Below are 15,353 nucleotides of genomic sequence, written 5' to 3'. Positions count from 1 at the left end.
ATACATGTATTTTATGTATTAGGTCAATAAATGGAAAGATAATTAATATATTCAGGGCTCCTTTCATTATAAGGCAGAAACCAATAATTGTCGGGGACACGCTTATTGAGATGACGTCAACAGATTGGGTCTTCGCCATTCCTATATACTACGTTATCCACATGAGCACATTTCCAAAGATTAACTTGAACGAAAACGTGACTGAAACATAATAGATTATATAGGAGACAGGGGAAATAATTCCACGTATATTTTGTAAATATTATAAAAATAATAAGAGATATTTTATTTATCTATTCTTAATTTTTAAACTTTTAATCTATAAATTCAACTTTAAATTTAACCTTCTAAGTAGTACTTTTTATAAGAAAAATTGAAAGTAACAATACTATTATTGAAAATATACTACTATAAATATATACAATTCTAGATTACCTACTATTAAATTATTAAAATTAAATAGAAATACAATATATAAAAATCAACTAATTCAGATTATGCTTAAAGTATAGTAATACTATCAATATAGAAAAAAAGATACTCCATTACTACTTCAAAGATAATTTATCAATTTTAAGGCAGAGTATTATTTTTATCTTATATTACAATTTAGAAATAATGAAATTTAAAATAGTCCAAATATAGCACAAATGGCCCGTTGAGGAAATCTATAAATTAAAATAAAAGACTTAAAATAAAAAGAGAATAGGATTAAGATATAAGAAAATACACAAAAATACTAGATAAAGTATTTATACAGCCTTGTACCCGAAAAGTTTCTCGAGGTAGGCTTGTTCCCATCTGTCCTTCTGCAGCGTATAGTCCCTCTTAAGCTGTGGGTCCTTTGTTGGTTTAGGAGGTTGAACTGTCAAGTCAAGTTGAAACTGCAAACTCCAACTCTCAAGCTTACCCTCAAGATTACCCATGTAAGCCCAACCCACGAACGCGTATTGGACTGGTACCTTCTCAGTCAACCCCTCCATCTCCATGATCTTGTTAGACGCGAACATTGCGCTTTCAAAGGCTATCTCCTGGTTCTTTGGGAACGGAAGTTTAGCAGCGTCTCCGGCAGATAAAATATCGTCATACTTAGGATGTCTCAAGTCTTGGGGAGACCTTACATCAATGAAACCTTTACCTAGGCCTGCCTCTTCCACGAACTTTGGAGCTCTATTAGGTTCTAGCAGAGCTAATACAGTGTACTTATACTTCTCACCGGATTTAGTGACAACGTAGTCTTCTGCGATCTCTGACAACTCTTGGTTAGTAGCCAATTGAATACCAGCCTTCTCATAGGTCTGCTTTAACACGTCCATTATGAACGGAGGTTGAGTCTTATCATTAGCGTCAATGTGAACTATGTTGAACTTTCCTCTCACTCCTCTATTTGAGAGGACAGTATGAGCCAGCATTGCCGTCTCCGTTGGTGCTGGAGCACATCTGTAAGGAGCCTTAGGCGCATAAATAACCACAGACCCTTCATTGTCACTCCAAAGCTTGGACTTGAGCACGTTCACCTTTCCCGGGTCATATACGTTAGTGTTCTTCCACCACCACTTGTCGTATCCTACAATGTCAGAGCCGTCAAATACTATTCCTGGGGCTAGAACTAGATAGTCGTAACTTACCTCACTTACCTTGTTCCCGAAGGTTGATTCTGCAACGTAAACTTTCCTGTTATCAGGGTCCACCTTGTTTACGTTTCCTGTCATTACTTTTATACCCTTACTGCCTACGTTTTCATAGCCCCTGATAATTCTTCCGTATTGTTGCTCCCCGGTCAACAGCAGAGGCCTACTTGGACCTGATATATAGAAGTCCTCCTTGTTTATAACCGTGATCTCCGCCTTATCCTTCATCTTTTCGGATAAGGTGTTCGCTACTCCCATTCCTGCAATTCCTCCTCCAACCACGATGATCTTCTTTTTTGTCATATGTTAAAGTCACTTTCAAAACTATTTAGAATTTCTCTGGGTAAATGATGTGACGAAAACTTAAATTCGTCCAAGAGATAATTAAGACATTTAAATGATTTTCGATATATTTATAAGTAAAATTCAATGATTAAAGAATTTTAATTAAAGTATAGCAGTTTCCTTACTTTCTCTCGGCAGTAATGACTTTCTGGTTTCTCTAATGGGGTATTCAAGTAAGAGATCTCATGTCTGAACATAAAGAAAATTAACGGCTATTTTCGCCAGAGACTTTTAGTTGACCTGCACTTTTGTGATTATATAGATCTAGATAGAATTAGATAATATAATTAATTATCTAAATTTTACTATTTATATATTAATAAATATTATGAATGCTTTTAAAAGTATTTAGAAAAACAGTCACATAAGAATAATATTTTTAATTTTTTAGTTAATAAGCGTAACCGATTAACATATGATTGAAATCTAGGTCTATTATTACTAACTATAAAACGCCAATAGTTAGCGAAGCTCACATAAATCTTCTGACACAAGAACTTTTGATTTCTTTATCCATGTTTAGTTTACATTACATCATTACATCTACTTTTCTTTAAGTTCAATTAATAACGAGAATCTTTACATATTATACGGCTTGAGCTTACAACCTTAAAGCTATTTCAGTTAAATTGTTAGTGCTATCCACAAAAGGATAACATATGGCTAAGATGTCCCTTCCACTGATGAGTTTCAGGTAGAGTAGGTAAACGGGTTTAATGATTGTTTTGAAATAATTGAAATAGTATAAGTTTGACTAAGAATAATAAAAAGGGAATAAATGACACAAACTATTATTATTTATCTCATTTTCATTCAAAAAAGAGGAGAAAATTTATAGAGGTTCTAGGTCGAACATTCACCAATTAGGACTATTGCTTCAAAAGCTAGGAAGACTAATCCTATAAAGAAGTTTAGTGTAGGAACTATAAGGGAAAAGAAGTGTTTATAGAGATGAAGTTCTTCTCAATATCTCATCGATAGAAGGTCTCTTCCTCTTGTCACAGTTAACCATCATCAGGATAAGTTCATCAAGTTGGCTTCTGTCCGTAGTAACTTCTCTGTGCTCGCATAATTCTAAAGCTTCATTCATCACATCATTGTAAACAGTAAAGAAGTTGCTTGAGTTTGCATGCCTGAAACGATCATAATTTTTCGCAACCCATTTGTCAATATCAACACTATTTCCATGTATGTTCACATTGTTTAACACCTTCTGATTTACGAGAAAATAAAGTGTTGATCCAAATGCATATACATCGTCCTCTGGGAATACTCCTAACTTGGTCACGTTAGGATTTTTCATGGATGTCATTGCAACTGATACCATTTGGTCGAATGAGGAGTATAAGGAATATGTGAGTGCACTCTCACCCTTCTTTACAGCGCTACCTAGATCACCAAGCTTAACCTTAATTTGACCGTTTATTATCTTTGTAACTAAGCTATCTGAACTAGGAGAAGAGCTCAGGAGAATATTTGAGGGTTTTATGTCACTATGCACTATCCCTATATCATGGAGAGACTTCAACGCATTTCCTACATAGAAAATAAGGATCTTCGCCAAATCCTTCCTTTCCTTAGAAGATAGTGAAAGCATATAATTGTTTAGAGATCCTCCACGCATCAGTTCCATTACTAGATAAGGAGGATCATTTATTAAATCCACTAAGTTGTCCCCGCGTAGGTTGTCTAGCATCTTATAGTTCACGTCAAGATGAAACTTCTTTATCCTAACTATCCCTAAACTGTTAGCTGATAACTGTATGAGATAGGATGCTTCTTTATAAAGAGAATTTATATAATCTATAAACCTATCTATTGAGGAAATCTTATCAGGTATTAATATTTTTACCGCCACTTCCTCACCATCATCCGTTCCCCTAAACACATAACCGAAACCACCTTCAGAGATCAACTCATTTAGCTTAACGTTTCCTAATCTTCTGTTCAAAAGCAAGTTAGGATTGAATTCTGACGATCTAATTTGACCTGAGATTTCTACCTCTTTCGCTACGTCGACCGTCTTGCCGAGGAACTCACCCTTTACCCTAATAGAATGCCTACCTGGAGATAACGTCGAGGTCTGGTAAATTCCTTGATCTATCTTAATTGGGTTTATAATTAAATCGTCAATAAACATCTTCATGTCTGCTAGATCTATCCTGAAACCGTTTGAATTTGTTAACTTGAGTATAATCTTATCGTTATCAACCGAGGCATTCATGATTACATCACTTGCATTCACTTCTACAAATGACATTGTAGAGAATGTTCTTCCTTTGTAGTTACAGAACGCCTCAACCTTGAGTCTCCCTTCTCTAGATAGCTTATGATATCCTCTTAAAATACCTTGATTTACCCTTTGAAGATTTACTGGGGTTCCATTTACAAATGCCCTTATGGAGTATACATCTATATATGAATCCTCCAGTTTGGTCCAAATATCTATTCTGATTTCATCACCTTCAAGCTGTGTATTCAGTTTTAGCTCTAGGTTGCTCACGTCTCTGATGTTTACGTTGAAAGTTCTCACCGTATCTGATAGCCCTTTTGAGATGTTAACGTAAACACTATGATTCCCAGGCTGGAGTTTTTTCTTGGTAACATACTCTCCTCTTCCATCTTTTCTTAGATCAGAGATAATTCCATCTACATACATTACTATCTTATCTACATCGTCCTTAACTCCATCTACGTCTGTCTTGACGCGAATCAACACGGTAGAATAATCTCCATCCTCCTCCTCTACCTTATAGGTTAAGTCGCAGTTAAGTCTATGTGTACTCATATCACTCCTCTCCATACTAAAATTACTTTCATAAACTGGAGCTTTTGGGCTAGGAATAACTTCGTCTTGTTGAACCATATCAGAAACGCTAACACTGGAATTTCTGGAACTTCTTCTCTTACCAGGCTTATATCGTCTGGGCTGAATTATAATTCCAGTAATAATTGAAAGAATACTTATGGTAAGAGTTATTACTGATTGTTGAATTAGAAGATAATAAAGAATTCCTATTATTCCGATAACTAGAAGCGAATATAAGGCCTTCCTAGGAGTAAAAGTCAATCCCGCTCTACATTATTAAGAAACTAATCCTCTATATTAATTTATCTTCTTTCAGTTATGTATATTCACTGCTTATTATATATATTAATACTTGAATTGTATGATATAAATATAATGGAATAAAGATAAATGATTGATGGAATCCATTAGTAAAGCAAGTAGAAAAAGAGAGGGAGATAAAAGTAAAAAAGGAAAAAATTAAGCGAAAAGGATAGAGATGTCAATATAGAACCAGGAAAAATACACACTTCATGTTCTAACTTGACATATTGAGAGCTTCTTCAAACCCACCAGAATGAGTCATCTCTATAACTTCGTTATTTTCGTTAGTTAGGTAAATATGGTCGTTTAGGTTATCGTAAATAACGTATAAAGGATGACTCACATTTGTTTCAAATTCTATATTATTACTTGAAAATATTACTAACTGGCTATTCTGTTCATTAGTCTCTACTATCTGATTTCCAGGTAATGCTGCTATAGAAAAAAGTTTTTCATAATAGTTATACATCACAAAAGAAATATTGACTAAAGGATTTTCTATGCAGGATGAGGTAAGAGAGCTCGGATTTATAGTTATTATGCAACCATTTAAGTTGGATCCATAGATTGTATTATCATAATTATCATATATGAGTTGATCTACGTCATTTGAAGAATTGATGATCTTTATGCATTCAAATTCAGGATTTAAGACTGAAACAAAGTCCTCACTCTCGAAACCTACGAATACATCTCCGTTAGAGGATACAGCTATGGTTTGGGGTGCTTCAAATCCATAACTTATTACTTTGAGGAGCTGGAAATTCTGGTTATAAATATAAATACTTGAATTAATGAAGTCATTTATAAAGAAGGAGCCGTTAGGTTCACCTGTATTAGCAACTATAAAGTCATGATTCACAGGGTCATATGCAACTGCAATAGGACTGTTTCCCGTGTTCACAAACCTCACTTGATTATTAGGGGAGATTATTGCGATCTGGTTAGTTCCACTCAAGGTAACTATAACCTCGTCGAGAGAAGGATTGTAACAAACAAACGTAGGGTAAGATGAATATGGAAACGATATGGTTGATACAGGTCTCATAGTGGAAGGGCTAACTATTTCTATGCTTGACGATCCGTGATGCACTATATATAGGTTACCGTTAAAGCCTAGTGTCATGCTCACAGGAGAACCATAAGAAGCATAGTATTCAGAATTCGATGAGGAAGTAGGAGATGTTATATTGATTCCCTGAGATGAATTGATCTCTTGAAACGAAGTATTTAAAGAACCATTCTGAGGCACCGTGTTAGACAAAATTGTAACGTTTGACGGCAATAAGTCTAAATGAGTAATATTATCTTGTATATTATATGAAATTGATGTTATTAAAGCTAAAAAGAACCCTATTACAATAGCCTTATAAGTCCTTTCCGACAAAATCATTCTGATATTTATGGCATATTTTTCTATTAAAAATATTTGTTTCTTTCCCTCCACTTTTCGTCTTTCAGCGGAGATCTTCACCCATGAAAGTAAGCTAAAAATAGGAGAGAAGACCTTTCAGTTAAAAGTAGTAAAGATTCACTCTTACCTTTCAGTTCAGTAAATGTATGATGTATAAGTGATGTATAAGCTCAACTTCTCTGATTTTAAGGGTGTCACTCTTCCTTTAATTTCATCTTTAAAGTTTATTCATAGTTTTAAATTTACTAGATCTTAACATTTAAGAATAATCTCTTATTTCCGACCCCTAAATGAAGGAAGATGAAGCTTCCTTATTCTCTTTATACTTAATACAGGATTTCTATGAAAAATTAACAGTTAAGAATCTAACGTGAATGATTCTAGCTTATAATAAAATGAGAGGTTATATTTAGGATATCAATTTTCTTGGGCGAAAACTTAGGCTCGATGCTACTAACTTATATAATTCTCGATATGTGATTATATAATATTAACTTTGATAAATTCTACTATAATTAAGTTAAAGTTCTTTTTGATACGATGTCCTTCTAATTAATCTTCTATTTAGTGTTATTATTTTTTAAACTTTAATATAATCATTAAGCTTATTGACATTGCTAGATAATTCTTCAAAGGTGCAGGGATTATGCACTTTACTCTTTCCTCTAATGAACTGTTTATAGTGTTGATTTTAGTTACTTGTCTTTTCTTTTACGTCTTCTCCCTCAGCTCCGTTGAAAAATTGAGTAACATCTTGTATTGTTACGCAACGTAACTGACAATTAGCTTAAGTCTCTTATTTTGGAATATATTCTATAATACGATATTAATTCGTATATATCCTAAATCCGTTACTACTTGATTAAGAGCTCCATACCACTCTCATCGCTCAATATTATTAAGTCCTTCACATGTAAATTTCTCTTAGAGTTAGTAAAATTAAAAATCAAGTTCATAAGAGAGGATAAAGGGACATCTAAATAATGACAAACTTTGATATTACTTTGATAATGACACGGAAGATACGTCGTTTTTATGACTTTTTCAGCGTACGTTCTACTTAGAAAGCTCTTCTTTCTCAACTCACTTAAACGCTAACACAGAAGTAATAATCAGGATTACTAGGAAGATTGCGTCCCTCTTCGCTATGTTCCTTCCCATGGTCGAAATCTCTTTTGTAGACCTTAATTTATCCCCTGGATTTAGGAACCGAATGGAAGGCTCAATCAAGGAAATGAGGAGGAGAGGACTGTCTATGCTAAGGTAGACTAGCATTGTTACAACAACCATCCATACAATTGACGTAACCTTCTTATCAAGGTTCCTGAAGGGTATCTTATACTCCACGTAAAGTGCACCAGTGAGAATGTATAATATCCAGTAAACATCGGGTAACAAAAATTGGTTCTTCACAAAATTTCCCCATACAAGGGAGAGCGATACCACGAAGGTAGTCCCCATGACGTTTCCCAGCATAGTGTTTCGCTCTTTGAAAAGAAGAAGGGAAAGGAAAAGCGAAAGGACTGGCACAACCATGAGGGGAGATATCATGAAAATGTATGGAACTCCAGTCACTATAGCTAATCCTGCATCCGTCCACTTCATTCTGAGGGACATCACCTTCGGCTGAAGGTACTCCAACACAGGGAGGTTTATCAACACCACGGGAAGCAGGAGGAGAGCTCTTTCAAAGTTGACGTGGAAGGGGACTAGGGACACTATATATGAGAAAATTCCCACAAAATATAATGCGTGATTCCTTATCTTAATCTTCAAGAGTTACTCCTCCCTCTCTGGATCTGATGTCTTCAACAAGGTATCAATGCCTTGTTTTATATCGGTTTTTATAATATTATAATTTCCGCTATGTATAATCTTGCTTCATACCTTCCGATGATATATCTCATTTTATTAGCAGGTTGATTAAGGAATTCAGAAATTTAGAAATGTTGACCTTCTCGCTTTAGTAACTACCCGGGAGAATACACTTAGATAGAACTCTTCCTCGTTACCGACTTCATCGTTATTAAGATCTTAGTTCTGGTTTTTACGCTTATAAAATATCTAAGGAATAGGAAACTCCACCAAGGTGAGAATCTATCTTCCTTATCTTCCTTCGAGTGTAGTCCAAAACTTAGTCGTTAATGGCAGATTTTATACATGCATGTCTTTTCCTTCTTTGAAGGCAGAGGAGTTTCTGTGGGCATAATGGATAAGTTATACATGCATATCACGTTCTAGAAACAGATATATCCATGGCTAACAAGAAGAAAAAATTTCAAAAATAATAATGAAGAGAAAAAATCTAAAGAAGATTAACAAAAATAAATAATATTTCTTTAAAAAAGAGAAAAAGCAAAGAAGCTTAAATTTATAACGTCGCTTTCTCCTTTTGTAACTTAACTCTGCTGTGTCTTTCTAGTTTCCATTTTTTCTAGAGAATTCTTGAATAATATTTCGTATGAAACGGCAGTTACTCCTCCCATAGCTAGAATCCCTATGAGAACAACCATGATTGCTCCAGCTTCAAGCATGGATGGGTTGGTTAACAGCAATGATGCCGGTATCCCTCCCTTTACAGCGTCCACCAGTATATTACCCTCTGTGAATAACCCAAACATCATTCCGCCTAAGAACGTTAGCGTGAATACCCAAGCTTGTTTGAAAGGTAACATGTCGTGGGTAGACAAGTAAAGCACTATGTAAAGCGATGCAATATAAATCCAGAAACCAACGTTTCTAATTGCATTTTGAAAAACTAAAGGTAACCAAAGGTAACTGCTAGTGAGGAAGAGCAAGTTAGCTAAGCTCAAGGATAATGCACCCAAAGCGAACCTTTCCTTAATTCCGTAGAAAGCTACCGTGAAGAAGACTACGTACATCACAACGCCTAAGAAGAACACCCAGTTAAACGCGTTAAATATCATGGTCGTATATTCTGGGTAAAACACTTGAACTCCAAGAGAGTTATGCATAACCACTGAGAGTTGATGATTCTCCAACACACTTGCCACAGTGGAGAGCGGTAAGCTGAGCCCTATCCCGTAACCGCTGAACACTGAGGTGAAGAGACTGTTACCTATGAGAGCTACAATTAATGCAAATGGAGTTGCAAGCAACAGATACTTCTTGGAGCTTTCGTCTTTCTCAACGGATTCGGCTCCTTCAGCCGACCCTATAAGGTAATGATGGAAAGCCAAAACTACGATAAGAACCATGAGAAGTCCGAATAGAGCCTCACCGGTAGCGAACATAACAGGAGCGAATAGACCGTCCAATGAAACCACAAGGTAAACGAGAGATGTTGCAATTATAGCCCATATTGAACCCACAACCAAGTTCATCTTCTCCTTGTACTTATCAAACTTGCACACCGGTAGCATAACAAGGGAACCTACTTCCATCATAAACATGGCGACGAACCAGGAGAGTGGAACGAAGAACAGTAAAACATAAGGATTCATTTTAGCTCACCCTTATCCTTCATTTCTCCTTTATCCTCAGCGGTATTCCCATGTATAGATGTCCTAGGACCTGCGGTCTTTACGGATACGCTGAGTTCGTTTTCGCTGATCTTAACGTCCTTGCTCACGTCCCTTCCCATGAACAACTTTCTCAGCATATAAAGAGTTCCCAGCACTGCAAGAACTAGAGCTGCCATTATTGCTATTCCTATTGGCAGAACGTCGGGATTGTTGTTGAAACCCTGAGTGGTAAGCATTCCTGCTTGTATAGTATATAAACCGCTTGAAGTCTCCTCCATAGGTCCCCAGATGACGAAGGGTTGTCTTCCTGTCTCAGCTGCTACCCATCCTGACTCCCACGCTAAAAGTTGAAGCCATCCCACAACTAGTGCAACGTATAGAGGAAGCTTCCTCTCTAGCGGGTTATCCAGACCAAGGAAGCCGAAAGCCTTCTTCATCCTGGGTAGTCTGAAGAACGTGAATGACGCCAGAATCCAGAATACTAGGGCACCAACAATTCCAAGAGTTGCATGAAGGTCGTAAGCGTCATGGGATATCCACCATATCGGGTCTTGAACTGCTTTCACGAAGCTAGAGTAACCTAGCACTACAGCGTTTGGGTTCGGAGGCCAAGTGGACAGTAGACTCAATACATTTGGTATGGAAATAGGACCCACAGTCATAGGAACTCCTGCACCGGTTTTCATAACTCCCTCAAGGGTAGCTAGCTTCAACGGTTGTTCGGAATAAAGTACCTTTCCAGCGTTGTCTCCGCTCCAACCCAAGAGAAGTGCGTCTAATGAAGCAAGAAAGAGTGACAGCTTAAGTCCTCTATTGTAGTACTCGTTCTCGTCGTGATTTAGTTTACTGAAGAGCTTCCTGAAGGCGAAGTATCCTGTCAAACTTCCGAATCCCACAAACCAAGCACCTGCTATCACCATTGGGACCTCGGCGCTTGCTGCAGGAGGCCATAGGGAAGCTATGGGATTCACATCGGTTATCTTTCCCGTGGTGACGAACTCTTCAACGTTGAAACCGTTAGGTGTATTCATCCATGAATTCACCAGCACTATCAACACTGCAGACATGGTGGAACCAACTCCCACCATGAGCCCAAGTACCATGTGGGCAGTCCTGCTTAGTCTGTCCCATCCGTACAAGTAAAGCGATAGAAATATCACCTCGGAGAAGAAAGCCATTACCTCTATCTCGAAGGGTAGAATGTCGACTTCGTTCACAATATACATCCATCTATACCAAACTGTTATGAACTCCACTGCGATTGCTGCGCCTGCTGCTGAACCAACAGCGAACAACACAGCCATAACTACTGAAAACCTCTTGGCTAGAGCCATGTAGTACGGATCGTTCCTCTTATAGGCTAAATATTCAGCAGTAACGATGAATATAGGCAATGAGATAGCCCAGTAAGTGAACAGCATATGGGTTCCCATTGTGAATGCAGCTAGCACTCTATCGAACACGAATAAACCCATTTTCTTTCACCATCTCTAAATTTAGTAAAAATAAATTCGTCATTATAAACTTTTAAAAGGATAACACGTTGAACTTGAAGGTAATTTATCATGTATTAGTCCTATGACTTTCTAAAAAATTTTTAATTAAGTATACAAAGATTATTTAATTCATTTCTTGAGGTGAGTTACCTTAATTAACTAGATAAAATTAAACTAGGAGATCAATATTATTTTTAATAGAAACCAAAATTTATAGAGAAGAAAGTAATAAAAATCTATAATGAGAAATAGTTATATGTTGTTGCAATGCAGGAGCTATGTTATCAGTTGAGAAGGGAGAGACAAGAGAAAGCCGGTTTAGTTATGTTGAACAGGGAAGAGTTCAGGAAGATAATGGAGAACGAGATTTTCATGAAGGTTTTGGCTGAGCCCGATTACAGGGAGCTTAACATAAGTAAGAGCTACTATTACTACGTCTTGGAGAGGCTTGGAAAGGACAAGCTAGTGGAGGACGGGAAGGTGAACTTCAAGGTTGCTGTGTCTTATGAATTCGACTACAGAAATGAGACATTGAAACTCGACCCATTGTATCTAATGGTGAGGAGAGACGTTGTACACTTAATTGACCTAAGGAGAGACTGCAGGATAGATTACGCTCTTCTTGCTGAGCTGGGTTTTTCAGAGGATAGAAGTCCCTCATTATGCAGAAAAGTTAGGAGAGCTCTATGTGAAGAGATAAAGCAATATTTCAAGGGTGCTATTCTTGCCTTCTAAACTGTGGATTGTTGGAGGCGCTCTAGCAGGACTTGGCTATGTAGTAGCAATCTTCTACTTCCTCCTCTCTAAGAGGGAGCCATATAGATGGTTAGGTCTCACGTTCTTCCTGGGTCCAGTTGGCTCTGTAGTTAACTACTTGATGACAAGGAAGGATGAACGTGATATAGCTGTCACTTCCCTATTCCTTCTCTACGGATTCCTAATATGGATTGTTGTGGCTCTAATGATTGAGGTCAACCCGTTCTATCAAGTGTGGGGATATGTTCACGGCTGGATAGGGATTTAATGAAATAAGAATTCAACCCCGTTAAGTCTCTCTTGAGACTTCTTTGCAGCGAGGCACGAGGATCGCATATAACATCATTTCCCGAATTCACGTAATGAAAAATTAAGCATAAGAGAAGATATATCCAAGAACGACAAGATGGTACGAACATGATTCCCTGTTCTCTTTAATTTAATAAGTTAGAAATTATAAATTACTAAATCATGTTTATACTATGTTACAATCAATATAGAAAAATTTATAAACTTTAAGGAGATAACTCATGTTATGATAAATGTAGGTCTTTATTATAGAGTAAAGAAAGGTCATGAAGAGGAATTCGAGAAGTCATTTCAAGGAGTCGTCAACTTCCTCAAGGGTTTTCACGGTTTCGTAGACGCTAAACTTTACAAAAGGGTTGACGATCCTCAAGAGTACTTAATATACAGTGAGTGGGACTCCCTTGAGACGTTTAAGAAGTTCGTCTCAAGCAAGGAATACAAGGACACCACTGGATATGGTAAGTCTATACTGGAGGGTATACCTAAACATAGGATCTTGCAGGAGATAAACGGATAACTTTTTCGTCATGATTATTTTTACTTCTTTTCTCCTTAACTAATACTAACAATTTTTGATTTAATTAACATAATCTGGTGTACACCCTTTTTTCTCCACATATATCTTCATTCACTTTATGGAGATGTTTACCTACTGATTGAGAGTAACGACTTACCCTAATCTTTACTTATTGTTAATGCAAAACGTAAAACGAATAAGTTAACTCTTCTCTCAGTTGCCAAGGGCAGAGTTTTCATACCTTAAATTATAATTTTAAGGTATTTCAAAGTTTTGATATTAATGTATCAAAGAACTTCTATATGATATAATGCCATAATAATAATTTCTCATATGTATATTCAAAAAATAATACTTTGAATACAGAAAAACTTGTTCATAGTTGTATTACCTTCATGGATCATACTTCTACAAGTTTTCTCTCATGATATAGCCCTCATCTGTATTCAGATGAATGAAAAAGCCTTGTTTTTGCACGTTCTAGAATTCGATGGATTTTCTAGACTTCTCTCTATAGTTAAATCCACTCTTTTCATGAGGATTTTCTTACATATTAGAGGAATTTTCTTTTATCTAATGATCTTTTTAATCTTTCCTCAGAACTTTGGAGGTCTTAGTGTATCAATCAATCGACCGGTATACTTATAGATTGAGGTACAGAAAAAGAAACTAGCTGCCTTTCTTCGCTGCTTACATGAGGACAAATAAAGTAAACAGTAGAATGAACTCAGGTATTCTATTTCATAGGGCTTTTTGAAATGAAACTTCAACTCTACTTTTCTAAATCGATTTCGTGTCTTTTAACGTAAGCAGGATACGAACCTTTTCATGATTGACTAGTTAAATTCTCGATACTATATTGCCCCTAACATGAACACGTGTACAGCAATCTCAATATTTTGCATTCGAAAAAAGCATTTAAAAATACTATTAAGTGGAGTGTCACTTAGAGATCGATGACTTAATGGAAGATAGCGGAGGAAAGTAAAAAGAAAAAGAAAAGAAAGAAAAAGAGTAAAAGAAAGAGAGAGAAAAATGCATAAACATAGAGAAAAAGTATGTTACCTTATAACCACCAAGCCAATGCCAGAGCCACTAACTGCATTACCGCTATGACTAAGAATCCTTCCAACGGGAATGACAGAAACACCAAGGTGAGCTCTGAAGGGATCAACGCTACGCCTAAGTTACTTACAACGCTATACATGGAAGTTGCAAATCCACTGAGGGTAGGATCCTTCACGTACTTGATTACAGAGGATAGTGCTAACGACCAGAATGCATTGCCGAAGAACCCGTAAAGAAAGTAAGATACAATTAACACGAAATTTTCAGGTGCGAACAGCAGGGAATAACTTATAACGACAGCGAATATAAAGGCTAGAAGTGCACTCAAGATCATCCCGCCCTTCACGAACCTCTTTATTTCAAAAATTGGTAATAGTAAAGCTGCGCCGAGTCCCGATCCAATGAATGAAAGGCCTCCTAGAAGGCCTCCAAAAGAAATCGCGTTAGGCACGTGATGCACGTTCAAAAGAGTGGACGCAACTCCGCCGAAAAACACGGAGAATGTAGCTATTACTAACCCAACGTACCAGTTCCTTACCATTAACGGAGAGAATGAACCTCTCAAGTTCCTGGTGTAGTTCTTAGGATAACCTCTAGTGAATGATAATACTAACGCCAAGGAGATCAGCGACAACACAGTAGCAAATCCTAGATCGCCTTCCACACCGAAGGTAAGAAGTAGAGGAGAGATGAAACTTCCAATCCCCATACCTATGAAGAGAATTCCCACGCTTAAGCCGGTCACAGATCTCTGGTTCTTGAAGGAAGATGCTACCTATCCCACGGGCGCTATTGCAAGGGGGTATCCCACAGCTGCCAACGTCTGCATGATAAGGAAGAGGACGAAGTTGTGAAGGAAAAACAACCTCAAAGTAAGACCTAAAAAGGTGAAAATGGACGACGCTATAAGCACGTTCCTCACCGTGAACCTAGCCGAGGATGTAACCTGCAAGTAGGCCTACCAAAACAACTGCGTAACCGTAGATTGAGATCAGTAAAATAACTGAAGGAATGCTTACATGAAAGTCAGCTGATAGGATGGGAACTAGGGGAGCAATTATGAACCAACCGAAACCTATTGTGAAGAGGAGAAACAAATAAGGGAAAAGCTTTGGCATGAAAGGGGAAAATAGATTTCGTCTTATAAAGTTTAGTGTTGAAGGGTGGAAAGCTTATGTGAAACTGAAAGGTTTAAGCTTGATCACCTTATTTAGTCATAA

Annotated in this window: 12 protein-coding genes; 3 read left to right on the top strand and 9 right to left on the bottom strand. The window is 37.0% G+C overall.

All coding sequences use genetic code 11. The annotated features are described in order from the left end of the window. Positions 1-752 precede the first annotated feature (752 nt). From IC007_RS02700 to IC007_RS02675, 6 genes are all read right to left on the bottom strand, one after another. On the bottom strand, positions 753-1,934 hold the full coding sequence (locus tag IC007_RS02700) for an NAD(P)/FAD-dependent oxidoreductase (protein ID WP_054846014.1): 1,182 nt from the start codon (positions 1,932-1,934) through the stop codon (positions 753-755). A gap of 985 nt (positions 1,935-2,919) precedes the next feature. Next, positions 2,920-4,779: a protein kinase domain-containing protein gene (locus IC007_RS02695; RefSeq protein ID WP_054846015.1), complete on the bottom strand. Its 1,860-nt coding sequence runs from the start codon at positions 4,777-4,779 to the stop codon at positions 2,920-2,922. A gap of 523 nt (positions 4,780-5,302) precedes the next feature. Then, positions 5,303-6,562, bottom strand: coding sequence for a YncE family protein (locus IC007_RS02690; RefSeq protein WP_054846016.1), 1,260 nt, complete (start codon positions 6,560-6,562; stop codon positions 5,303-5,305). A 1,023-nt stretch (positions 6,563-7,585) separates the two neighbouring features. Then, positions 7,586-8,278, bottom strand: coding sequence for a hypothetical protein (locus IC007_RS02685; RefSeq protein WP_054846017.1), 693 nt, complete (start codon positions 8,276-8,278; stop codon positions 7,586-7,588). 623 nt (positions 8,279-8,901) lie between these two features. After that, positions 8,902-9,966, bottom strand: a complete 1,065-nt coding sequence (locus tag IC007_RS02680; RefSeq protein WP_054846018.1) for a hypothetical protein — start codon at positions 9,964-9,966, stop codon at positions 8,902-8,904. Continuing rightward, a complete protein-coding gene (locus IC007_RS02675) occupies positions 9,963-11,462 on the bottom strand; it encodes a cytochrome ubiquinol oxidase subunit I (RefSeq protein WP_149528314.1) in 1,500 nt (499 codons plus the stop codon). The genes IC007_RS02680 and IC007_RS02675 overlap by 4 nt, the downstream gene beginning before the upstream one ends. Positions 11,463-11,750: 288 nt before the next feature. Here IC007_RS02675 and IC007_RS02670 point away from each other — a divergent pair, with 288 nt between their 5' ends. The 3 genes from IC007_RS02670 (at position 11,751) to IC007_RS02660 (ending at position 13,065) form a co-directional block, all read left to right on the top strand. Further along, positions 11,751-12,218, top strand: coding sequence for a hypothetical protein (locus IC007_RS02670; RefSeq protein WP_054846019.1), 468 nt, complete (start codon positions 11,751-11,753; stop codon positions 12,216-12,218). Further along, positions 12,208-12,507 carry a hypothetical protein gene (locus IC007_RS02665; protein WP_149528313.1) on the top strand — a complete coding sequence of 100 codons (300 nt, stop codon included), beginning with the start codon at positions 12,208-12,210 and terminating at the stop codon, positions 12,505-12,507. The genes IC007_RS02670 and IC007_RS02665 overlap by 11 nt, the downstream gene beginning before the upstream one ends. Before the next feature lie 267 nt (positions 12,508-12,774). Further along, positions 12,775-13,065: an antibiotic biosynthesis monooxygenase family protein gene (locus tag IC007_RS02660; RefSeq protein ID WP_054846021.1), complete on the top strand. Its 291-nt coding sequence runs from the start codon at positions 12,775-12,777 to the stop codon at positions 13,063-13,065. A gap of 1,066 nt (positions 13,066-14,131) precedes the next feature. Here IC007_RS02660 and IC007_RS02655 read toward each other — a convergent pair. The 3 genes from IC007_RS02655 to IC007_RS02645 are packed head-to-tail and all read right to left on the bottom strand — an operon-like array spanning position 14,132 to position 15,251. Continuing rightward, on the bottom strand, positions 14,132-14,878 hold the full coding sequence (locus tag IC007_RS02655; RefSeq protein WP_156303763.1) for a hypothetical protein: 747 nt from the start codon (positions 14,876-14,878) through the stop codon (positions 14,132-14,134). A gap of 30 nt (positions 14,879-14,908) precedes the next feature. Then, positions 14,909-15,085: a hypothetical protein gene (locus IC007_RS13650; protein WP_156303764.1), complete on the bottom strand. Its 177-nt coding sequence runs from the start codon at positions 15,083-15,085 to the stop codon at positions 14,909-14,911. Beyond that, positions 15,063-15,251, bottom strand: coding sequence for a hypothetical protein (locus tag IC007_RS02645; protein ID WP_054846023.1), 189 nt, complete (start codon positions 15,249-15,251; stop codon positions 15,063-15,065). The genes IC007_RS13650 and IC007_RS02645 overlap by 23 nt, the downstream gene beginning before the upstream one ends. Between the last annotated feature and the right edge of the window lie 102 nt (positions 15,252-15,353).

The sequence above is a fragment of the Sulfuracidifex tepidarius genome (assembly GCF_008326425.1).
Lineage (GTDB): Archaea > Thermoproteota > Thermoprotei_A > Sulfolobales > Sulfolobaceae > Sulfuracidifex > Sulfuracidifex tepidarius.
The sequence above is the reverse complement of the archived record's forward strand: the minus strand, read 5'-3'. Positions and strand labels throughout refer to the sequence as shown.

Bases quoted from the DNA above. Each gene is read 5' to 3' on its own strand.
- IC007_RS02645 (WP_054846023.1), bottom strand. From the start codon at position 15,251: ATGCCAAAGCTTTTCCCTTATTTGTTTCTCCTCTTCACAATAGGTTTC.
- IC007_RS02700 (WP_054846014.1), bottom strand. From the start codon at position 1,934: ATGACAAAAAAGAAGATCATCGTGGTTGGAGGAGGAATTGCAGGAATG.
- IC007_RS02660 (WP_054846021.1), top strand. From the start codon at position 12,775: ATGATAAATGTAGGTCTTTATTATAGAGTAAAGAAAGGTCATGAAGAG.
- IC007_RS02680 (WP_054846018.1), bottom strand. From the start codon at position 9,966: ATGAATCCTTATGTTTTACTGTTCTTCGTTCCACTCTCCTGGTTCGTC.
- IC007_RS02675 (WP_149528314.1), bottom strand. From the start codon at position 11,462: ATGGGTTTATTCGTGTTCGATAGAGTGCTAGCTGCATTCACAATGGGA.
- IC007_RS02670 (WP_054846019.1), top strand. From the start codon at position 11,751: ATGCAGGAGCTATGTTATCAGTTGAGAAGGGAGAGACAAGAGAAAGCC.
- IC007_RS02695 (WP_054846015.1), bottom strand. From the start codon at position 4,779: ATGGAGAGGAGTGATATGAGTACACATAGACTTAACTGCGACTTAACC.